Origin of the sequence: Vulcanococcus sp. Clear-D1, assembly GCF_014654725.1 — a bacterium.
GTDB lineage: Bacteria > Cyanobacteriota > Cyanobacteriia > PCC-6307 > Cyanobiaceae > Vulcanococcus.
On the sequence record NZ_JACVZV010000038.1, the window covers coordinates 47627 to 68360 of the forward strand.

The following is a 20734-nucleotide window of genomic DNA, read 5'->3' on the forward strand; positions in this document are numbered from 1 at the left end:
CCCATCGGCACCGTGCCACTCACTAACTTGCCGGGACCTTGTTCGTCCCTCCAGTGTCCTGGCTTGGAACGGTCTGGCTGGTGCCCCTCTACCCATTGGTAGGGGCCCTGTTCAGCCTGCTGTGGTCACCCGGGTTGATCTCCCGCACGGGGCCCCGCCCTTCGGGTTATGTGAACCTGCTGATGGTGTCGATCGCCTTCGGCCACAGCCTGGCGGCCTTGCTCAGCCTGAGCAGCAACTCGGCGGCTGGTCAGGCGGCGATCTATGCCCCCCCGAGCTTCCACTGGACCTGGCTGCAAACCGCCGGCCTGACCATCGGGTTCGATGGTCTGGTGACAGAACCGGGTCTGATCGCCATGACGGTGATCACGGGTCTGCACGTGTTGGTGCAGATCTTCTCGATCGGCTACCTGGAGATGGACTGGGGCTGGCCCCGCTTCTTCGGTGCCCTGAGCTTCTTCGAGGCCGGCCTGTGCGGCCTGGTGCTCACCGATTCGGTGTTTTTCAGCTACGTGTTGCTGGAGCTGCTCACCGTGGGTACCTACGTGATCGTGGGCACCTGGTACAACCAGTCGCTGGTGGTGAAGGGGGCCCGCGATGCCTTCCTCACCAAGCGCATCGGCGACCTGATCCTGCTGGCGGGTGTGATTGCCCTGCTGCCGCTCACGGGCACCTGGAACTTCCACGGGCTGCAGGGCTGGGCCGCTGATCTCACCAACAACGCTCAGCCCCTGCCCCCCGGCTTCCAGCTGATCCTGCTGGCCCTGATCGCCGGCCCGATGGGCAAGTGCGCCCAGATTCCGCTGCACCTCTGGCTCGATGAGGCGATGGAGAGCCCTCTGCCCTCCACCGTGCTGCGCAACTCCGTGGTGGTGATCGGCGGTGCCTGGGTGCTGCTGCGCCTGGAGCCGCTGATCGCCCTGAGCCCCCTGGTGCAGGGCGTGCTGGTGGTGGTGGGCGGCACCACGGCGCTGGTGGCCTCCCTGATCGCCCTGGGCCAGATCGATGTGAAGCGCGCCCTCAGCTTCCTGGTGAGTAGCTGGCTGGGTCTGCTGTTTGTGGCGGTGGGCCTCGGCGGCATCGGCGCGGCCGACCACCTGCTGCTGGTGTATCCCCTGCCGATGGCTCTGATGCTGATGTCGGTGGGCACGATCGTGATCAGCAATGTCACCCAAGACCTCACCCAGCTGGGCGGCCTCTGGAGCCGCCGCCCGCTGATGGGGATCGCCTTCCTCGCCGGCGCCGCCGGGCTGATGGGGCTACCTCCCTTTGGTGGTTTCGCCGCCCTGCGGGAATTGCTTGAGCTGGCGGCCAACAGCCAGCTCCCGTTGGTGCTCTCTGGGCTGGTGTTGATCACCAATGCCCTGCTCAGCGCAGCGCTGATGCGGGTGTTTGGCCTGATTTGGGGCGGCCGTCCCACCCCGTTCACCGCCCGCTCCCCGGAGGTGCTGTGGTTGATGGTGCTGCCCACGATGCTGTTGCTGGGCCTGGTGCTGCACATCCCCCAGCTGCTGGTGCACCTGGGCGTTTACAAGCTCTCGCCCGTGCCGGGTTGGGGCCCGATGGGCTGGCCGCTGCTGCTCTCCACCCTGGTCGGCGCCGGCACCTCTGCCTGGTTCTATCTGCGCCCCCATCCCCTGGCCGAGCTCCCCTCCGGTCTGGGCGGCCTGCAGCACTGGCTGGCGGAAGATATGCACACCGAGGCCTTCTATCACCGCACCGTGGTGGCGTTGGTGGTGGGTCTGGCACGGTTCAGCGCCTGGAGCGATCGCCAGCTGGTGGATGGCTTCTCCAGCGGCACCGGTGGTGTGGCCATGGAAGGGGCCCGTCGCCTCAGCTACACCACCAGCGGTCGCTCCCAGACCTATGCCCTTTCGCTCGTGCTCGGCGTGCTGTTGATGGCCGCCTGGCTCCTGTCCCGCTGACGTGAACGCCATGGACCTGTTGCTTCTGCTGTTGATTCCCCTGCTGGCAGGCCTGTTGCTGCCCCTCTTGCCCGCTGGCTCCCCCTGGGTGCGCCGCGGTGCCCTGGCGGCTGCACTGCTGCAGCTGCTGGATGGGCTGTGGCTCTGGCAGCATCCGCCGGCTGCGCTCTCGGCGAATTGGTTGCCCCGGCTGGGCCTGCGGCTCGAGCTGGGCCTCGATGGGCTCACCATGCCGCTGGTGCTGCTGGCGGCCCTGCTCACCGCCATGGCCGTGATGGCCAGCCCGGTGGATCAGAGCCGCCCGCGCCTGTTTTTCGCCTTGATGCTGGCCACCAACGTGGGGCTGATCGGTGCCTTCCTGGCCCGCAACGCTCTGCTGTTCTTGCTGGCCTATGAGCTGATCCTGATCCCCACCACCTTGCTGGTGGCCACCTGGGGTGGTGAGCGCCGCGCCGGCGCCGCGATCCGCTTCCTCACCTATGGCGCCGTGTCGGGGGTTGCCCTCCTGGCAGCCGTGCTGGCTCTGGGCTGGCTGCAGCCCGGTGGCTTGAACTTCAGCTACACCGCCCTGGCGGATCACAACCTCACGGCGCTGCAGCAGCGCTGGATCCTGGCGCTGGTGCTGCTGGCCTTCGGCCTGAAGCTGCCGGTGGTGCCCCTGCACGGCTGGCAGCCAATCACCTACAGCCAGGCCCCCACGCCGGTGGCGATGTTGATGAGCGGTGTGGTGTCGAAGCTCGGCGCCTATGGCCTGCTGCGCTTTGGCCTGGAGTTTCTGCCGGATGCCTGGGCGGCCTGGTCGCCCTGGCTGGCCGCGGTGGGAGCGCTCAGCGCCATCTACGGCTCACTCAATGCGATCGTTCAGCTCGATATGCGCCGTTTGGTGGCCTACAGCTCCCTGGGCCACATGGGCATGCTTCTGTTGGCTTTGGCCGCGGCCACACCGCTGAGCCTGCAGGGCGTGATCGCCCAGATGCTCGCCCACGGTTTGATCATTGCGCTGCTGTTCTGCCTGGTGGGCCTGATCGAGTTGCGCACGGGCACCTGTGCCATTCCCGAACTTTCGGGTCTGCTCAATCCCCAGCGAGGTTTGCCGTTCACCCTCGGCTTGATGCTGCTGGCCCTGCTCGCTGCGGCGGGTGTGCCTGGTTTGGCCGGCTTTGTGGCCGAATTGCTGGTGTTCGAGGGCAGTTGGGTGGCCTTCCCCTGGCCCACGCTGGTGTGTCTGCTGGCTTCCGGTCTCACGGCCGTGTATGCGATCCGTCTGTTCAACCGTGTGGGCTTCGGCCGCCTCGATAACGAGCGGGCCGATTGGGTGAGCACCAGCTGGGGGGAGCGCACGCCAGCTTTGGTGCTTACCGCTCTGGTGCTGGTGGCTGGCCTCTGGCCCTCGATGCTCACCGGTTTCAGCGAAACGGCCACGGCTCCGCTGGCCCTGCGTTCCAGTGATGCCGTCACGGTCATCGCCATGGCTCCCGCCACCGTCAACTCCGCCCAGCTCCCCGCATGACTGCCACTGTCGCCTCGGAGCGCATCAAGGCTCCGTTGATTCCCCCCTCCACCCACCGCTATGCCGATGTGATCCACCGGCTCGAAGCGGGTGGCTCGATGCTGCCAGACACCCCGGAGAACCTCAAACAGATCATCGGCATCTACAAGGCCTACGCCGTGCCGATGGACTTCTATTGGCGCGACTTGCTCTACATCGCTGAGCGGGTGTTCCTCAATCCGCTGCCAGCCTTCAAATACTTCATCTCGCAGGAGTATCTGGATCGCCCCAACAGCTATGCGGGCGATCAATCACAGCTGCGCATCTGGCGCGGTGGCGAGAAGGTGCATCCGGAACTCCTGGAGTTCATGGAGCGCGGCGAAACCGGCCGCATGTCCAAGCTGTTCCATCACCTCTGGCATGACCGGGTGAACATGGAGTTCGCCGAGGCCTGCATGCAGGCGATGCTCTGGCACCAGGGCATGGGCGGCCGCTTCAACGACTACCTCGAGAGCGACGCCTACAAGTCCAACGCTGATCGGGCGATCAAGGCCTATTTCAAGGGCAATCCCCTGATGCTGGGGCTCTATGCACTGTTCCCGGACATGTTCCTGGAGCAGGTGCGTCAGCTCAGCTACACCGCCAACCTCGGCCTCTTCTGGGAGGTGATGGCGCCGGTGTTCTTCGAGATGAGCGACATCTACGACGAGGGCGGCTTCAAGGGGGTGCCCGATGCGATGGATTTCCTCGTGAACGGCATCTTCGCTGTGGCTGGTCGACCGATCTACCACCACCTCTATATCGGCGACGAGTGCTACGAAATCATCCCCAAGAGCGAGGGGTTCACCTGGCTCTATGAGGCTGCGCTGCCCTATGTGGAGGCGGTGTTCTACCGCACAGCACCCTTCCGGGGCACCAAGAGCTATAACGCCCAGGCCGGCCAGGTGCCGGCGGATCAGGCGGATTTCCACTACGGGATCCTCTACGCCGATGTGTTCCCCGTGGGCTCAGCCGGCATTCCTCCCACCCTGCTGATGCAGGACATGCTGCATTTCCTGCCTCCTTATCTCAAGGAGATTTACCGGGAGCACAGACGCGGCGAGGAAGATGAGCTGGTGCAGCTGGGGATCACCTTCCAGCGCTCGATGTACAACGTGACCTCAGCGGTGATTCAGGCGCTGCGCTGCGCTCTGCTCTATCCGCTGGACGACACCAACCCCGAGCACCTGATGGCGAACCGGCGCTTCTTTGAGGCACAGATGGATCGCTTCCTGCGGCCGGAGGCCCGCCTGCCCGACATTCAATCCCAGGACTACCGCTGATGGCTTCGATTCTCGAAACCGCCGCCTCTGTGGGGGTGTTCAACACCCTGCTGGCCGCTGTGGATGCCGCCGGTCTGCGCGAAGCCCTGGAGGGCCCTGGCCCCTTCACCGTGTTTGCCCCGGTGGATGACGCTTTTGCGGCGCTGCCACCCGGCACGGTGCAAACGCTGGTGGATAACCCCCCGCAATTGGCGCGGATCCTTAAATATCACGTGCTTTCAGGTTCCTACAGCCGCGAGCAGCTCGTGGCTGAAGACAATTGGGACAGCCTCGAAGGCGCGCCGATCCCGATCCGCAGCAAGGATCCCTTCGAGGTGAAGAACGCCACCGTGGTGAACGCCGATGTGGTGTGCGACAACGGCGTGGTGCATGTGATCGATCGGGTGATTCTGCCCGGCTGAATTCAGGCGGCGCGCTGATTCTTGCCTTCGAGGTAGCGATCCCAGCTGCCGCGTCCCCGGCTGGGCTGGCGCTCCACTTGATTGTGCAAACGCCGTACCCGCAGGATCCGCTCGCGCTCGAGCTTGCGGTAGTGCTCGATCGTGCGTTGGCGGCCCCGGGCCTCATCGAACAGGATGGCGCTGGCCAGGGCCACCGAGGTGCCGATGATGCCGGCGGCCAGCAGCAGGGCAAAGGTGTCAGGCATGGCCAGATCGCAGGCGTCCGTGGGGCTTTTGTATCGGATACCGGGGCGACGTCAAGGCTTGGTTTCAGCGGCTGAGGGTTTCGAGTGCGGATCGAATGGCGGCGTAGCAGTGCTCCAATTGCGCCGCGCTGATCGAAAGCGGAGGCAGCAGGTACACCACGTTGCCCAAGGGCCGCAGATACACCCCTTGATCGAGGCAATGGCGCTGCAGTTGTTTGCCGATCGGATTGATATAACTCGTGCTCCCGGCATCGAGTTCGAAGGCGGCCACGGTTCCCTGGCAGCGGATCCGCTTCACCAGTGGATGCTGCGCCAGCTCCTCCAGTAGCGGAATGTGGCGTGCATCGAACTGCTGGTAACGCTCGGGGTTGTGCTGCAGCAGATCGAGGCTGGCGAGGGCTGCGGCGCAACCCAGTGGATTAGCTGTGAAGCTGTGGCCGTGGAAGAAGGTTTGTGCCGGCGTTTCACTGATGAAGCCGCGGTACAGCCGCTCACTGGCCATGGTCACGCCCATGGGCAGAAAGCCACCCGTGAGCCCTTTGGAGAGCGCCATCAGATCGGGTTGGAGTCCGGAACGCTGGCAGGCAAACAGGGAGCCGGTGCGCCCGAAGCCGGTCATCACCTCGTCGGCGATGAGCAAAGCGCCCTGGGCCTGCACCCGCTCTTGCACCGCCCGCAGGAAGCTGGGCCGCACTATGTGCATCCCGGCAGCCCCCTGGATCAGGGGCTCCAGAATCACGGCCGCTGTGGGCACCGCCAGGGCCTGCTCCAGCTGCAGCAGCGCCTGGGCTTCCCGCGCTTCCACGCTTTCATCACCCCAGTGGGTGTGCGGCCAGCTGATGCGGGCCACATCAAACAGCAACTCCTCGTAGGGGGCGGTGAAGATCGAGCGATCCCCCACGGCCATGGCCCCGAAGGTGTCGCCGTGATACGCCCCCTCAAAGGCGATCAGCCGGCGGCGATCACTGCCCTGGTTGCGCCACCACTGCCAGGCGATCTTGAGGGCCACCTCCACAGCGGTGGAGCCGTTGTCGGAGAAGAACAGCCGTTCGAGGCCGGTGAGGGCGGCCAGGCGGGTGGCGAGCTGTTCAGCCGGCTGGTGGCTGAAGTTGGCAAAGATCACCTGCTCCAGTTGCAGGGCCTGGCGGCCGATGGCTGCAGCGATCGAGGGTTCCGCGTGGCCATGCAGGGTGACCCACCAGCTGCTGATGCCGTCGATGAGCTGGCGTCCATCCTGCAGTTCGAGCACGCAACCGCGCGCGCTCCGCACTTCGAGGGGAACCGGGCTGGTGGCCACCTGGGTGGTGGGATGCCAGAGGTGGGGGTGCCAGCTCATGGGGTGATGCCTCAGGCCTCTAGGTAGTCGATCACCCGATCGGAGAGGCGGCGGATCGCCGCATTGGCGCGCCGCTCCATGCCGCGGGCCTGGTCGCGGCTGAGCCCCATTTGCCGGGCCACGGCACTGAGGTTCATTGGGCTGGGCTGATCGATGCCATAGCGCAGCCGCAGCAACTCAGCCTCCTGGTCCGGCAGCTCATCGAGCAGGGCGACAAGGTCAGTTTGCAGGTGGGCGGCGGTGAGTTGATCGCTGGGCAGCTGGGCGTCACAGCGCAGGGAGTCGAGCAGGCGCAGGTCGTCTTCCGGGCCGTGGCTGCTGTCGAGGCTCAGGGGTTCCTGGGCGCGGAACAGGGCTTCGCGGATGTCGAGCGGTTTTAGCTCGGTGGCTTCTGCCAGCTCCTCGAGGTTGGGTTCACGGCCCAGCATCTGGCGCAGTTCCTGCTGGCAGCGGCGCAACCGCTGCAGGCGATCCTGCATGTGGGCTGGCAGGCGGATGCTGCGGCTCTGCTGTTGCAGGGCACGGCCCATGCCCTCCCGAATCCACCAGGTGGCATAGGTGGAGAACTTGTAGCCGCGGGTTGGATCAAAGCGCTGCACGGCTCGGATCAGGCCGAGGGTTCCCTCCTGGATCAGATCTTCCAGGTCGAGGCGCCGGTGGCTGATGCGGCGAGCCAGGCTCACCACCAGTCGCAGGTTGGCGGTCACCATGCGCTCACTGGCCCGTTCCGCCAGCTTCAGTTCGCGCTGCAGCTGCCGGGGTGTGAGCTGCACGTTGCTGGCCCAGGACTCCAGGCTGGGGGCTTGGCCGCCCGAGCGGAGTTTCATTTCTTCGGCCGCTTCGAGCAGGCGCCGGCCGTTTTGCACGGCGCGGCCCAGGCTGATTTCCTCTTCAGCGGAGAGGAGCGGAATACGGCCGATTGCACGTAGGTGCCGGCTGATTGCGTCGCAGTCTCCTTTGCGGAGCTTCTGTGGCGCAGGCATCGAGAGAGATGTCTGTGGGGTTGCGAAACCTTAAGGACATCTGCGGCGTGCTGGGTGGCTTTCGGCGTTGATGCAGCAACCGCAATCGCCTTGATCAGTGCAGCTGATCAATCCGGCAGACCCAGCATGGTCAGTGCGTTCTGGGCCAGGGCTTGATGTGCATGGGCCTGCGGGCTCCACCACTTAACGCATTCCTAATCCGGTTGGTGTTGTTGTTCATTAAAACGGCAGATTCAGCCTCTCATGAGGCCTGCACAGGCTTGTCATCCCGGCGTGCCCAGCGCACCAGCCAGTAGGCGGCGGCCAGCCCCACCACGATCACCCCGAATCCCGCCATCAGCGCTGGTTTGTTTTCTGTGCCCGGAGGCAGCACGATCACCTTCCGCGCCACAGCCGTGAGGGCGGTGATGAGCACCAGCTCGATTTGTACCACCTGATCGCGCAGGTAGGCGGTCACGTTCTGGAGCACCTCCAGGGCGATGAAGATCAGCAGGAGGCGATCCAGCAACTTGATCAGGCTGCCGTCGAACCAGTTGGTCTCCCGTTGCATCAATCCCATGCCTGTTTCCACCACCAGCTCCAGAGCCGCTAGACCCACCACGGCCGCCAGGAGCAGGGCTAGCAGCTTGGCCAGCTGCCGCTCGTAGCTGTGGATGGTGGAGAGGAACTGCTTGTCGTTGAAGAGCTTCATCGGCTGGGGAATACGAACAACGCATGAAAAAAGGGCATCCATGCGCTGGATGCCCTGGGAGAGATCGCCGTAACTCAGGCCAGGCCAGCCACGGCCTGCTGCAGCGCCTCGCGGCGGCCGATGCTGGTGCGCTCCGACGGCAGCTTCTTGTAAAGGCCGAGCTTCTCGAGCCGGCGCTGGGTGGTGCCAGTAGCACCCACCACAAACACTTCGCGGCCTTTCTCAATCGCTTCCTCCACGGCGTTTTCCACCGCCAAGGCGGCGGTCACGCCCAGGTGCGACACCTCGGTGAGATCGAACACAACGGCTTTGCACTCGCCGATGGCGTTGTGCTCGCGGCCGATCGCCTTGGCGACGCCGAAGATCATCGCGCCGTTGAGTTGGAACAGCAGCACCTGACCGCGGCCCTGATCGAGCAGGCGGCGCTCGTCATCACTGATGTCAAGGTCGCCATCGCCGGTGCTCACCGACTTCACGCTCTTGCTTTGCAGTGCGCTCATCTTGTCGATGGTGAGGATGTTGGCGATGAACACGCCGATCCCCACGGCGGCGATCAGATCCACCAGCACGGTGAGGGCGATCACCAGATACATGATCAGCGCGCCGCTGATCGAGATGCGGTGGGCGCGCTTGATGAAGCCCCAATCCACGATGTCGACACCCACCTTCAGGGCGATGCCAGCCAGCACGGCCTGGGGAATCTGAGCGGCGACACCGGTAAACGCCAGGATCACGATCATCAGGATCACGGCTCGGCTGATGCCCGAGAGGGCACTGCGGCCGCCCGCCTGGATGTTCACCACGGTGCCCATGGTGGCGCCGGCACCGGCGATACCGCCGAACAGGCCAGATGCGATGTTGCCCAGGCCTTGGCCGATCAGTTCCTTGTTGGAGTCGTGCTCGGTGCGGGTGATGCTGTCGGCCACCACTGCGGTAAGTAGGGCGTCGATGCAGCCGAGCATGCCCAGCACCGCTGCATCAATCAGCATCCGGCTGAGATGCGGCAGATCGAAATAGGGTGTGCGCAGCTGAGGGAAACCAGAAGCGATCTCGCCGATGCGGCGGATCTCTTCGCCGCTGCCCTTCAGCAAGCTGAGCGACAGGATGGTGCCGATCACCAGCGCGATCAGCTGTGGCGGGGCAATCTTCTTGATCTTGCCGGGGGTGAGCCAGAGGATCGCCAGGGTGACCACGGCCAGCACCACCTCAGCGGGGCGGGCGTTGGCGATCAGCTGAGGCAGGGCCTGCAGGGTTCCCATCACACCCCCTTTGGGGATGGCTTGCCCAAGGAAGGGCCCGAGCTGAAGAATGATCAGGATGAAGCCAATCCCGCTCATGAAGCCCGAGATCACCGTGTAGGGCATCTGGGTGATGTAGCGGCCCAGCTTCAAGAAGCCGAAGGCGATCTGGAACAGGCCGGCCAGCATCACCACGGTGAAGGCCATGGCCAGGCCGTTCTCGGGATCGCTGGCGGTGAGGCTGGCGATCACCGCCGTCATCACCACGGTCATCGGACCGGTGGGCTCGGAAATCAGCGTGGGGGTGCCGCCGAACAGGGCGGCGAACAGGCCCACGAGCACAGCACCCCAGAGGCCAGCAGCAGCGCCGGCACCGGAGGCCACACCGAAGGCCAGGGCCATCGGCAGGGCGATCACAGCGGCGGTCACACCGCCGAACAGATCACCTTTGATGTTGTTGGTGCTGATGTGATTCAGCAGCCGCAGCGGTGAACGCCCGGGGGGGGCCGAGGCGGAGGTCATCGCAACAGAACAGGGTTGGCGCGGAACCTTAGGGGGTGCGCGCGGAATGTGGGTGGGGTTCTGCCACTACAGCGCTGGGTGCTTAGAGCAGGCCTCGATGCCGCACCAGCCGTTGCACCATCGCCCAGGAGCCCAGCGTCACCTTGAGGGCCACCAGCAGATTGAGCAACGGAATCCAGCCACCACTCAGCAGGCTGCCGAAGCGGCCTGCTGCGGGATCCAGCCCCACGAGGCTCACCAACGCCACGAGCAGGAAGCCCACCACCGCTGCTTTCTCCCAGAGATCGGCGCGGTAGAGCTTGTAGAGCCGTTCGCTGCGATCAGCGCCACCACTGATCAGCAGAAGGCCGATGGCTGAGCCACCGGCCACCCCTGCTGCAAAGCCCCCACCGGGGCTGAGATGACCGCGTAGCGCCAGCTCCACGGCCACCAGCGCGGCAATGGTGGAGCCCAGCTCACACAGCACCTGAGACGGTGGATCGTCGAGCGAGCGGATCCGTTTGCGCTCCGGATCGCCCGCCAGCACCAGGCGCACGCCGATGGCCGCCAGGGTGAACACCACCACTTCCGCGACTGTGTCGAACAGGCGCGTGTGCAGGATCACCCCGGACACGAGATTGGGCACCTGGGTTTGCGCCGTGAGTGCCTCGATAAGGGGGGTGATTCCGGTCGCGTCGGGGAGGGGGCTGGCCAGGGGGGCCGCAAACAGGGCGATGGCCGCCAGCAGATACAGCCAGGTCATGGTTGGGGTTCGGACGCCAGGTGTAGTTCGCCGCCGCTGGCGCGCCATGCGGCATACCCCGGGCATTGCTCCAGCTGCCGTCGCAGGGGTGGCTGCAGCAGCACGAGCTGGCCATTGTCGTTCAGCCAGCCATGGCTGGCGTTGCGGCCGGGTTCATCGTTGCGCTGCCAGCGCAGCCGCAGATGCAGGGGGGCAATCCAGGCACTCAGCTGGGCATCGCGGCTGGGGTCGGGCTGGGAGCGCCGATCTTCGAGTCGCAGGGCCATGGAGGAACGCAGGGCCACGGCGTAGAGCGTGGTGGAGAGCAGCGTGCCCACCAGCGCCTCGGTGAGGGCCACATCCGGTGCACCCAGCAGGGCGTAGAGCAGGGTGGCCACAGAACCCAAGATGCCCCGCAGCACCAGGGTTTGGTAGGGGTTGCTCTGGCTCACCAGCAGCAGGGCGGTGACCGGCAGCAGAGCGGTGATCGGCAGCAGCAGGTCGAGTTCGCTGCCCAGGCTCAGGGACGCGTTCATCGGTGGTTCACCTCCGCGGGTTGTGAACAGCGGGCCAGCACGTAGCCAAAGATCGTGTTCCACACCACCAACCCCAGCAGTGCCAAGGCCAGCAGGGGCCATTGGCTGGGGATGCGCAGCAGCAAACCCAGCAGCATCAGGCCAGAGCCGAGCGTGTCGGACACCGACAACTTGTGCAGCTTGCTCAGATAGCTCCGCTCTTCGAGCAGCGGCCAGGTTCCCCAGAACCACAACGCCAGCCCAGCGCCCAGCAGCAGCAGGCTCATCGCTCCACCTCCCGCAGCAGGTTGGCCAGCAGCAGCATCCCGGCGTTGCCGGCGCTGAGACTGATCGCTCCCACCAGGCCGAGCATCCAGTCGCCCCGCAACACCGCCACCACCATCGTGATCAGCGCCACCTTGGAGGCGATGCTGCCGAAGGCGGCCATGCGGTCCCACACGCTGCAGGGCCGGCACACCACGGCAATCGGGATCAACAGGGCCAGCACCATGCCCCAAAGCAGGAGGGTCATGGCTGCACCTCCTCGGGCTGGCCCTGGCGCGGCCGCAGCTGATGAATGGTGTAGTGCGGGCCGGTTGGGCCGTTGCTGAGGCCGAGCACGATCGTGAAGGGTGTGAGTGTGATGGCCAGCACCTCCAGGAAAATCAGCAGGCGATGGCGGGGATCACCGGCGGGTCGCTCAATCCAGCTCTCCTCCTCTCGATCGCCGGAGCTGATCAGCGCGAGCGCTTCGCCGTAGGCCAGCGGCACGGCGATCAGGCTGCGACCTAAGGCCCGCAACGTCGGTGCCAGCGGCTGCCTGGGGCCACGGGCGTGGGGGAGCAGCAGGGAAAGGCCAATGCCGATGGCCAGGTTCACGGCGGTGAGATCAGCGGTGAGCAACGTCCACAGCAGCAGCCGAAACAAGCAACTCAGCAGGAACACCATCAGCCCAGCTCCGCACCGATCGAGAGGAGCAGGCCGGCGCCCACCAAACCCAGCCCCCCCACGAGATCCGGCAGGCGATCCAAGGAAGGCAGGCCGTGGCTGACCTGCTGCCGCCGCCGCTCCAGTAGCTGGTCGACAACCAGCCCCAACCCCAGCAGCACCAGGCTCACTAGCCAGCCACGCTGCACCTCGGCGAGCAGCAGAACACAACCCACCACCAGGGGAAGCATCAGCAACCAGGCGCCCCAGGGAAGAGCGCCGCTGGCCTCCTCGGGATTGGATGCGGCGGCCAGGGGGGCGCGGCAGAGCCGGCAGTACACCGCCACACTTCCCACCGACAACACCACCAGCGCCGTGGTGATCACCGGTGGCACCGCACTCTCCAGTTGCTTTTTGGCGGCGTAGCCCAGCAGCGGCGCCAGGCCTGCGATGGAACAGGAGCCAACCAGCAGCGTGAGCAGCAGGGGAGCCGGCAGGGGCTGTTGCCGCCAGGTTTGCAGGGAGCGGCTCGGCCACTGGCGCGCGGTGAGAAACAAGCCGCTCTTGGCCACGCCGTGGGAGAAGGCCATTAAGCCACCGGCCGCTGGTGCCAAGAGCACCAGCCCCATCTGGGCCAGGGTGCTCCAGGCCAGCAGGCGCTTGGCATCGGTGACAGCGAGGGCATAGATCAGGCCGAGCACGGCGCTGGCCAGGGCGATCGGCAGCAGCAGCTCGCCGATGGCGGTGTTGAGTTGCTCCAGCCTCAGCAGCGGCAGAGCGCCGCCGCCCACCACCACACCCGAGAGCAGGGCCGACACCTCCGCCGGTGCTTCGGCATGGGTGCGAGGCAGCCACAGGCCATTGAGAAACACACCGGCTTTGGTGAGCAAGCCCACCAGCACCAGCACCAGCGGCGCGCCTGGCGGCAGCTGGGCCAGGGCCGTAAACGCAAAACTCCCGGCCTGGGCGTACACGAGCCCTGCGCCGATCAGATAGATCGCCATGGTTGTGTTGCCGATCAGCAAATAGCGCAGCGCAATCCACAAGGCATTGGCGCTGTTGCCCTTGAGGATCAGCAGAAAGGCGGTGATGCCAACCACCTCCAGCGCCACATAGAGGCTGATCAGATCGGTGGTGAGAAAGCTGGTGTTCAGCGATCCCAGCAGCACCAGCAGCAGCATCCAGCCCGTTCGATCCCAGCCCTGCCGCCGCGCTTCGATCCACACCGCCAGGCACACCAGGCCATTGAGCAGCACAAACCAACCGGCCAGAGGCTCGAGGCTCAGGGGCACTCCGAATTCACCCAGCAGTTGCAGGGGTCGGGTGGTGCCTGTGATGAGCGCCTCAGCGCCCACCCAGGCGGTGGCCCCGCAGCAGCCCACCACCAGGGCATGACTCAGCGATGGCAACAGCACCGCCAAAAAGGCGGCGAGATACGGAACCAGCAGCCAGGCGATCAGCAGGCTGTCCGGGCTCATCCAGCTCGGTGTCATGGCGGATCGGTGGCTTCAAAGCTGGCAGCGTTGAGACTGGGATCGATCCTTGCCATCTGGGTGATCACCACCAGCAGCAGGGCCTGGATCGAGAGCCCGATCACGATCGCGGTGAGAATCACCGCCTGGGGAATCGGATCGGCATAGTCGCCGGATAGGAGCTCACCGGAGCGGGGCAGGATCGGGCTGCGCAGGCCTGAACGCGCTGCCAGCAGCACAAACAAAGCCACCACAGCGCTGCCCATCACATCCATGGACAGCACTTTGAGAAAGAGGTTGCGGCGCAGCAGCAACCCTCCAAAGCCGGCTAGCACCGCCAGCAGGATCAGCAGCTCCAGCAGTCGGATCGGTGCCATGCAGGCGGAGCGGTGGCGGGAACTTAGGCACCACAACCCCCAGCCTGGGTGAATCAGGCCCAAGCTCACGCCACCGTTTGGTCATTCGCGATGACCCTGCTGCTGTTTGTAGGCCTGAGCTGGTTGGCGCTACGCACCGTGATGGTGCTGGCTCAGGTGAATCGCCACACCCCGGAAGCGCAACTGGGCCGTGAGTTCCAGTCCGAGCTCCAGCAACGCGGATTGCTCGACACGCCACCCAGAACCCCCTGAAGCATCCCTATAACCAGCTGCCCGTTTCAGGCCGTTCATGCTTCCCCCTTTGGCGCTGATCGCTGAGATCAGCCCCCATCAGCTGGAAGTGGCGGAAACCCTCCTACAGGTGGGTCGCTTCCTGGTGATCTTTATCGCCGCCCGTGCCATCGCTGAGGTGATGGTTCGGCTTCAGCTACCCACGATCCTGGGTGAGCTTGTGGCTGGTGTGTTGATCGGTGTGTCCGGTCTGCATCTGATCGTTCCGCCGGATACCCAGGCTCAGATCAGCAACGCTCTGCTCTCGCTGCTGGGCTCCCTGGCTGAGATCCGCCCCGACGAGGTCGCCGAGATCTACAACGAAACCTTCCCGAGCCTGCAATCGGTTTCTCAGATCGGCTTGTTTGCCCTGCTGTTTCTCACAGGGCTGGAGAGCGAACTGGATGAATTGGTGGCCGTTGGCGTTCAGGCCACCACGGTGGCGGTGGCTGGTGTGGTGCTGCCCTTTGCCTTGGGCACCGCGGGCCTCTATTTCCTCTTTCATGTGCCATTGATTCCGGCGGTGTTTGCCGGTGCGGCGATGACAGCCACCTCCATCGGCATCACGGCCAGTGTGTTTGGCGAGCTCAAGTGGCTCAAGCGCAAGGAGGGCCAGATCGTGATCGGCGCTGCCGTGCTCGACGACATCCTCGGCATCGTGATCCTGGCTGTGGTGGTGGCGATCGTGGGTGGTGGCAGCTTCAGCATCGGCCCGGTGATCAAGCTGGGCCTGGCTGCCGTGGCGTTTGTGGCGGTGGCTCTGGTGCTGAGCCGGAAGGCAGCCCCCGCGTTCGATTGGGTGGTGGATCAGCTGAAGGCACCTGGTGATGTGGCCGTGGCCAGCTTTGTGGTGCTCACGCTCTGTTGTTTCGCAGCCCAGGCCATTGGCTTGGAGGCAGCCCTGGGCGCCTTCGCTGCAGGCTTGATTCTCAGTGCCTCGAAGCACACTCACGACATCGACGCTGCTGTGAAGCCGCTGGTGGCCTTGTTCGCCACCGTGTTCTTCGTGTTGATCGGTACCGGGATGGATCTCTCCGTGCTGAATCCCTTCGATCCCGCCAACCGTGAGGGATTGATTGTGGCCGCCTTCCTTCTGGCGGTGGCCATGCTCGGCAAAGTGGCTACAGGTTGGTGTTATTCCAGTGCAAGTCCAACCAACCGTCTGGTTGTAGGACTTGGCATGATGCCCCGTGGAGAAGTGGGTCTGATCTTCCTTGGCCTAGGCAGTCAGGCCGGGATCCTCACTCCCGCACTTGAAGCGGCCATTCTGCTGATGGTGATTGGAACAACCTTCTTGGCACCGATCCTGCTCAGACTGGTGATTCCTTCTACACCCGAAGTCGCTGCTGAACCATACTGACAAGGCCGATCAAACATGGCACCTCTCCTTTGGAGCGGTGCTTTTTTATGGGAAGATATAGTCTTTCATGTGTGACGATAACTTTGCGATTGACTGGCTAGCTCTTCGTTCAATTCCTCTAGCGGAATCTCGTGTGATTCCCATTTTGCGTGCTGCCGCACTGAGTGATAGTTCATCTGGGCACTCGATTCCGTGGCGCATCATGAGCAAGTCTTTCTCGGGCTTGGTCACTTGATTGAGGGCTTTGTGAACGTCTCTTTTCATGAGCTCTAGGATTGTTGGTGCGTCAGTTGGATCTAGATTGCTAGCGATGAGCTCCAAGAGCTCTTGGTCGTCGTTTTCTCCTGTTTTGGAGTCAAGGCTGATAGGTGCTTGTGCGCTCTGTAGCACTTCACGCACTTCTGTGAGACTGCGGCCTGTGCCCTCTGCGATTTCGTGAAGGGTTGGATTTCGCTTTAGTTTTTGGTGGAGAAGCCGCTGTGACTTTTGTAGTTTGATCAGTATCTCGATGATATGTACTGGTAGGCGAACCGTGCGCCCGTGTTTGGCTATGCCTCGAGTAATGCTTTCTCGGATCCACCAGTATGCATAGGTAGAGAATTTATAGCCTCTCGTTGGGTCGTAACGATCAACTGCCTTGATCAAACCTAGATTGCCCTCCTGGATTAAATCATCCAGTTCAAGAAGGCTGTTGCCATAGCGTTTCGCGATCGTCACCACGAGCCTCAGATTGGCATTGATCATGCGTTCTTTCGCTCGTTTCGCAGCTTTTAGCTGTCGTTTTAGTTCCTGTATTGTGATACCAGCCTCCAGTGCCAAGGCTTCTGTTGGTATTGGGCCCTGAGCAGTTCGCGCCTCGAGTGTTTCTGAGAGTGCTTCAAGCGCTCGTCCACGTTGAACCATGCGCGCGAGGTTAATCTCCTCAGCGGCAGTTAGCAGTGGAATTTTGCTAATCGATCGAAGATGCTGGCCGAGTAAGTCGTGTTTCCTGTGATCAGCTTGATGTTGTCTACCCATGGATACGGCGTGTCTCTGACTCCGTGGAATAGGCTGTGCTAGATCGTGTTTCTACTGTTTAGCGTTAGCATCAATGATTTGCAGAGTTGACTTGGTTGTTCCGTCTTGCCATCAGAACAAGCCAGTACGCTGCGGCAATGCCCACCACAATCAGCCCAAAGCTTGCCATGAGTGCAGGCTTGTTCTCGGTTCCGGGTGGAAGAACAATCACTTTCCTTGCAACAGCCGTTAGCGCTGTAAGCAGCACCAATTCAATTTGGACGACTTGATCTCGCAGATAAGCGGTCACATTCTGGAGTACCTCCAGTGCGATAAAGATCAACAATAGTCGATCCAAAAGCTTGATCAAGCTGCCATCAAACCAATTTGTTTGTAGGCTAACTGTTTTAGATATTGCCTCGATCAGCAATTCAAGTGTGCCAACACCGATGACAACTGCAAGAAGCAAGGCGAGTAGCTTGGCCAACAATCTCTCGTAGCCATGGATTCCTGATAGAAAATTGTCATCATTGAGGAACCGCATCGGCTTGCTTAACTTGGGTGGCGTTGGGAAAGGTCAAAGTTGTTATTAAGCTGCTGCGCCTGTGCCCGGCACAGGCGCAGCAGCCGATTAGTTGTGCTGTCTAGAACTTATGGTCGCGCAATGCCTCGACTTGTGAGATGTAGGTGATGATTGAGTAGTCGGCATAGTATTTCCTCTCGACCTCATGAATGATTTTGTCTGCGAGTTCGCGTGATCCCACTAAAATCTCGATCTTGACATTAGACAAGGTGTGAGACACACTCGGTTCGCCTGTTGAGCGAACGTTCCGGCTGCCTTCGCCGCCAGCTGCGACCACTGTGTAACCAGTTGCGCCTGCTTCTTTGATCAGCTTGATCAGCTTCTTGGAGAGGATTTCCTCTGCAACGATGACCAGCTTCCAAACCTGTTGGCTCATGGTTTGATCTCCGTGTTTTGAGTGAGGTTAATCATTAGCGACCCAGAAGCAATTCGGCAAGTCCGATGAAAAGGGGGATGCAGATCGCGATCGCCACCGGCGTGCCAATTGCAGTCGATGCACCGATATAAGCGGAGGGATTCGCTGATGGGATACCGGCGCGAAGAGTAGGTGGGCCTGAGATATCAGAACTGGATGCGGCAATTACAGCCATAACAACTGCGCCTCCAATGCTGAATCCTGTAATCTTGTGAATGATGAGACCGAGGCCAAAGGCCAAGAATCCATGGACGATTGGCGCAAAAAAAGCATAGATTGCAAACCATTGAGCTACTTTGCGAAGCTCATTCATTCTTTGTGCTGCTTCCATACCCATGATGATCATGAGAACAGCGAGGAATCCCCGAAATAGTGGATTGAAGAAGCTCTCATAAACCGGTTCTGGCTTTGTGAGGATTCCAAGCGCTACACCCAAGAGCAACGCTGTTACAGCTGAGCTCTGAAGGCTTTCTTTGATGATTGGCCAGATCTCAATCTTTTCGCTCGCGTTGCCGGTGGTTTTGCTGATATAAACGCTGGCTACCACGATCGCAGTCACCAGGGCTGGAATATCCATAAATGGATAGAGAGCCGCTGTCCATGCTTCATAAGGAATCTTAGCTGAATCAAGCTGCGGTAAGACTGCAGCCAGTGTTGATCCACTCACTGCACCAAATAGACCGCCAGTAGCAACCGCATCTGTGACTTTGATGCCAGGCAGCCTGCCAAGAGTGAAGCGACTGATGAAGACAATTCCGATACCAAGCGCCACCGCTGCAGCTGCTGGCAGAAAAATCTCTGCCGGATTCGAGTTGCGAATCGCGATTCCGCCAGTCAGTCCAATTTTCATCAGCAAGAAGAAACTGATGAATTTGTAAATCGAATCGGGGATGGCTAGCTGACTTCCCAATGAAGCCACCACAATTCCGCCGATCAAGAACCCCAGCGTTGGTGACTGGAGCTGATCTAAAAAAAGCTTAAGAAATTCAAACACTACGTTCCTCTGTGATGGGAGAGCAAAGCTGATTGGATCGGTTCGAGGCTGCGTGTTGGCGGATCCCTACTCTTTAGCTTGATAGATATCATTCTCTTAGCCCAGGCTTTCAAGCCAGTCCAGACCTATCTGCGTAAGAATCTCTTCGCCGCTAATGATTTCTAGGTATTTCTTTTGGCGGAACTGACTCAGGCCCTTTGTTACCGTGACGCGTGACATTCCTGTTGTTTCTGCTATTTGGCGATGAGTTAAATTCATTTGATTTAAAGGCATTATGTATCCATTGCTGCTTTCGTGGCCAAAACGTTTACTGAGCCAGGTCAGAAGGCTCATCAGTCGTGCATCAACGGGGCGAATACTTGCGATCTGAAGCAGATCCGCCATCTGTTGAATTTGCGCTATGCACAGCGAACTAGCTTCGTTTGGATTGAGCTGCTGTTCCTGCACTCTTGCCGTTGATAGTGCTCGCAGCTCAACCAAGCCCTGGCTGAGGGGGTGCAGGTCGACTAAATCGCCTGGTCCCCAAATTCCAAGCGTGAATAGTTCGTTCAGCTTTGTGTGCGCAATTGCCCTTAGGTAGCCATCGTTTACGCGCCAACAGACATGGGTTGGGAGGAGTTGGCCTGCCTCTAGAGCCAGATTCAGGCTGCGTTCTTGCATGGCTGTGTTCATCGCCTGCGCGTGGAGGGGATGGAATTCCGTTAGTACTGATGCGCACCTCGGAATATTGCGACAGAACCGTAGGCCTCGTTCCGGATGGTTTGGGGCGGCTTCTGGGAAGCAAATTCCATCGCTACCATAAGCATTTCTGAACCTACTTAGTGGTGAAAGTTCTCTGGCTACTTCAAGCTGTTCTGCCGCTACATGCTGCGTCTTCTGCAGCTGGATTCGACTGGTCTTGATGGTCGGGCCTTGAATGCCGTCTCGATTTATCGTTTGAGCATTGTGTTGCTATCTGATAGCCCAGTGTTTGTATCTGGGTACATCCTGGATAGTTCTCTGGCTACCAGGTGTTGTGTTTGTGGGTTGTTGTCGCTTAAGTTGCTTCTCGATTGACCAGCTCTGATTGCAGGCCTACTTCAGCCGCAAGATCTGTCTGACGACTCGCCATGGCAAGCACCGTGCTCTGGCGTTGCCTTTCCGCTTGGGGTTAGGTGCTGAGCTGCACGTGTGTGATCTCGATACGGACCAGCTCGGAACGTTTAGCGGCGAGATCCACCGCATGCATGAAGCCTTGGAGACTTGTCGAATCAAGGCCAGGATGGGGATGTCTGCCTCTGGTCTTCCAATCGGGATTGCCAGTGAGGCCAGCTTTGGCCCACACCCCGCCATGCCAATGCTGGCTGTGGGTCAGGAGTTATTGATTTTCCTCGATCTTGAGCGTGATCTTTGCGTGCTGGAGCAGCGGCTCGAGTGGCGAACGAACTACAGCCAGACCTTGCTGGAGTCCGATGATCAGCTGGCGCCTTGGCTGGCGCAGGTGAAGTTTCCCTCTCACGCTGTGATTGCGCGTCCGGAGACCGCGCAGGTTGGAGTGCTGTTGAAAGGGCTCAACACCAGTGAGTCGCTGGCTGAGGCCATCAGCGTCTGCCGCGCCGCCGATCCAGACGGGCGTGTGTGGCTGGAAACCGATATGCGGGCCCACTGCAACCCCACCCGCATGCGCTCGATTCGTCGCTTGGGTAGTGCCCTCGTGCGCCGGCTCCGCAACCCCTGCCCCGAGTGCGGCAGCCCGGGCTGGGGTCTGCTCGACACCCAGCCCGGCTTGCCCTGCAGCGATTGCGGTACCGCCACCGAGCTCACCCTCAGCGAGATCTGGGGCTGCCAGCAGTGCGGTGCCCGGCGCGAGCACCCACGCCGCGATGGACGGATTCAGGCCGATCCCGGTCAGTGTCCGTGGTGCAATCCCTAGCCCGATTGCTCGAATCGGTCATCCTGGATCGAGCCGCCCC

Annotated in this window: 24 protein-coding genes; 7 read left to right on the forward strand and 17 right to left on the reverse strand. The window is 61.9% G+C overall.

Annotated features, from left to right (window positions below; all coding sequences use genetic code 11):
• Nucleotides 1-53 precede the first annotated feature (53 nt).
• From H9532_RS14985 to H9532_RS15000, 4 genes are read left to right on the forward strand one after another with little or no spacing between them, the layout of a single operon-like run.
• Complete coding sequence (locus tag H9532_RS14985; RefSeq protein WP_296370007.1) at nucleotides 54-1925, forward strand: NAD(P)H-quinone oxidoreductase subunit F; 1872 nt, start codon at nucleotides 54-56, stop codon at nucleotides 1923-1925.
• A 10-nt stretch (nucleotides 1926-1935) separates the two neighbouring features.
• Nucleotides 1936-3435: an NADH-quinone oxidoreductase subunit M gene (locus H9532_RS14990; RefSeq protein WP_296370009.1), complete on the forward strand. Its 1500-nt coding sequence runs from the start codon at nucleotides 1936-1938 to the stop codon at nucleotides 3433-3435.
• Nucleotides 3432-4736 (forward strand): CO2 hydration protein, encoded by a 1305-nt coding sequence (locus tag H9532_RS14995; RefSeq protein ID WP_296370011.1) that lies wholly within the window; start codon nucleotides 3432-3434, stop codon nucleotides 4734-4736. Before H9532_RS14990 ends, H9532_RS14995 begins: the two co-directional genes overlap by 4 nt.
• Nucleotides 4736-5137 carry a fasciclin domain-containing protein gene (locus tag H9532_RS15000; RefSeq protein WP_296370013.1) on the forward strand — a complete coding sequence of 134 codons (402 nt, stop codon included), beginning with the start codon at nucleotides 4736-4738 and terminating at the stop codon, nucleotides 5135-5137. The genes H9532_RS14995 and H9532_RS15000 overlap by 1 nt, the downstream gene beginning before the upstream one ends.
• A gap of 2 nt (nucleotides 5138-5139) precedes the next feature.
• Here the strand turns inward: H9532_RS15000 and H9532_RS15005 are convergent, their stop codons facing one another.
• The 12 genes from H9532_RS15005 to H9532_RS15060 form a co-directional block, all read right to left on the reverse strand.
• On the reverse strand, nucleotides 5140-5382 hold the full coding sequence (locus H9532_RS15005) for a hypothetical protein (RefSeq protein ID WP_296370014.1): 243 nt from the start codon (nucleotides 5380-5382) through the stop codon (nucleotides 5140-5142).
• 64 nt (nucleotides 5383-5446) lie between these two features.
• On the reverse strand, nucleotides 5447-6718 hold the full coding sequence (gene bioA / locus H9532_RS15010; RefSeq protein WP_296370016.1) for an adenosylmethionine--8-amino-7-oxononanoate transaminase: 1272 nt from the start codon (nucleotides 6716-6718) through the stop codon (nucleotides 5447-5449).
• An 11-nt stretch (nucleotides 6719-6729) separates the two neighbouring features.
• Nucleotides 6730-7701 (reverse strand): sigma-70 family RNA polymerase sigma factor, encoded by a 972-nt coding sequence (locus tag H9532_RS15015; RefSeq protein WP_296370018.1) that lies wholly within the window; start codon nucleotides 7699-7701, stop codon nucleotides 6730-6732.
• 241 nt (nucleotides 7702-7942) lie between these two features.
• Entirely contained in the window at nucleotides 7943-8392 is a 450-nt protein-coding gene (locus H9532_RS15020) for a phosphate-starvation-inducible PsiE family protein (protein ID WP_296370020.1), read from the reverse strand.
• Between the two features lie 74 nt (nucleotides 8393-8466).
• Nucleotides 8467-10152: a SulP family inorganic anion transporter gene (locus H9532_RS15025; protein ID WP_296370021.1), complete on the reverse strand. Its 1686-nt coding sequence runs from the start codon at nucleotides 10150-10152 to the stop codon at nucleotides 8467-8469.
• 82 nt (nucleotides 10153-10234) lie between these two features.
• Nucleotides 10235-10894: a Na(+)/H(+) antiporter subunit B gene (locus H9532_RS15030; protein WP_296370024.1), complete on the reverse strand. Its 660-nt coding sequence runs from the start codon at nucleotides 10892-10894 to the stop codon at nucleotides 10235-10237.
• Nucleotides 10891-11409 carry a hydrogenase subunit MbhD domain-containing protein gene (locus H9532_RS15035; RefSeq protein ID WP_296370027.1) on the reverse strand — a complete coding sequence of 173 codons (519 nt, stop codon included), beginning with the start codon at nucleotides 11407-11409 and terminating at the stop codon, nucleotides 10891-10893. Before H9532_RS15035 ends, H9532_RS15030 begins: the two co-directional genes overlap by 4 nt.
• Nucleotides 11406-11675: a monovalent cation/H(+) antiporter subunit G gene (locus tag H9532_RS15040; RefSeq protein ID WP_296370029.1), complete on the reverse strand. Its 270-nt coding sequence runs from the start codon at nucleotides 11673-11675 to the stop codon at nucleotides 11406-11408. Before H9532_RS15040 ends, H9532_RS15035 begins: the two co-directional genes overlap by 4 nt.
• Nucleotides 11672-11920 (reverse strand): hypothetical protein, encoded by a 249-nt coding sequence (locus H9532_RS15045; RefSeq protein WP_217795239.1) that lies wholly within the window; start codon nucleotides 11918-11920, stop codon nucleotides 11672-11674. The genes H9532_RS15040 and H9532_RS15045 overlap by 4 nt, the downstream gene beginning before the upstream one ends.
• Nucleotides 11917-12336 (reverse strand): sodium:proton antiporter, encoded by a 420-nt coding sequence (locus H9532_RS15050; RefSeq protein ID WP_296370033.1) that lies wholly within the window; start codon nucleotides 12334-12336, stop codon nucleotides 11917-11919. The genes H9532_RS15045 and H9532_RS15050 overlap by 4 nt, the downstream gene beginning before the upstream one ends.
• Nucleotides 12336-13793 (reverse strand): proton-conducting transporter membrane subunit, encoded by a 1458-nt coding sequence (locus tag H9532_RS15055; protein ID WP_296370035.1) that lies wholly within the window; start codon nucleotides 13791-13793, stop codon nucleotides 12336-12338. Before H9532_RS15055 ends, H9532_RS15050 begins: the two co-directional genes overlap by 1 nt.
• An 11-nt stretch (nucleotides 13794-13804) precedes the next feature.
• A complete protein-coding gene (locus H9532_RS15060; protein ID WP_296370038.1) occupies nucleotides 13805-14164 on the reverse strand; it encodes a cation:proton antiporter subunit C in 360 nt (119 codons plus the stop codon).
• A gap of 90 nt (nucleotides 14165-14254) precedes the next feature.
• Here H9532_RS15060 and H9532_RS15065 point away from each other — a divergent pair, with 90 nt between their 5' ends.
• Complete coding sequence (locus H9532_RS15065; protein ID WP_296370040.1) at nucleotides 14255-14416, forward strand: hypothetical protein; 162 nt, start codon at nucleotides 14255-14257, stop codon at nucleotides 14414-14416.
• Nucleotides 14417-14453: 37 nt separating this feature from the next.
• Nucleotides 14454-15794 (forward strand): cation:proton antiporter, encoded by a 1341-nt coding sequence (locus H9532_RS15070; RefSeq protein ID WP_296370042.1) that lies wholly within the window; start codon nucleotides 14454-14456, stop codon nucleotides 15792-15794.
• A 45-nt stretch (nucleotides 15795-15839) separates the two neighbouring features.
• On the opposite strand, the gene H9532_RS15075 is transcribed toward H9532_RS15070, so the two are convergent.
• From H9532_RS15075 to H9532_RS15095, 5 genes are all read right to left on the reverse strand, one after another.
• Complete coding sequence (locus H9532_RS15075; protein ID WP_296370045.1) at nucleotides 15840-16811, reverse strand: sigma-70 family RNA polymerase sigma factor; 972 nt, start codon at nucleotides 16809-16811, stop codon at nucleotides 15840-15842.
• Nucleotides 16812-16881: 70 nt separating this feature from the next.
• Nucleotides 16882-17334 (reverse strand): phosphate-starvation-inducible PsiE family protein, encoded by a 453-nt coding sequence (locus H9532_RS15080; protein WP_296370048.1) that lies wholly within the window; start codon nucleotides 17332-17334, stop codon nucleotides 16882-16884.
• A 100-nt stretch (nucleotides 17335-17434) separates the two neighbouring features.
• The gene (locus tag H9532_RS15085; protein WP_296370050.1) at nucleotides 17435-17749 is read right to left on the reverse strand and encodes a hypothetical protein; all 315 of its coding nucleotides are present in this window, start codon (nucleotides 17747-17749) and stop codon (nucleotides 17435-17437) included.
• A gap of 34 nt (nucleotides 17750-17783) precedes the next feature.
• A complete protein-coding gene (locus H9532_RS15090) occupies nucleotides 17784-18782 on the reverse strand; it encodes a sodium-dependent bicarbonate transport family permease (RefSeq protein WP_296370053.1) in 999 nt (332 codons plus the stop codon).
• A 96-nt stretch (nucleotides 18783-18878) separates the two neighbouring features.
• Nucleotides 18879-19442 carry a Crp/Fnr family transcriptional regulator gene (locus tag H9532_RS15095; RefSeq protein WP_296370055.1) on the reverse strand — a complete coding sequence of 188 codons (564 nt, stop codon included), beginning with the start codon at nucleotides 19440-19442 and terminating at the stop codon, nucleotides 18879-18881.
• A gap of 607 nt (nucleotides 19443-20049) precedes the next feature.
• Here H9532_RS15095 and H9532_RS15100 point away from each other — a divergent pair.
• Nucleotides 20050-20694: a DUF6671 family protein gene (locus tag H9532_RS15100; RefSeq protein ID WP_296370057.1), complete on the forward strand. Its 645-nt coding sequence runs from the start codon at nucleotides 20050-20052 to the stop codon at nucleotides 20692-20694.
• Nucleotides 20695-20734: the final 40 nt, after the last annotated feature.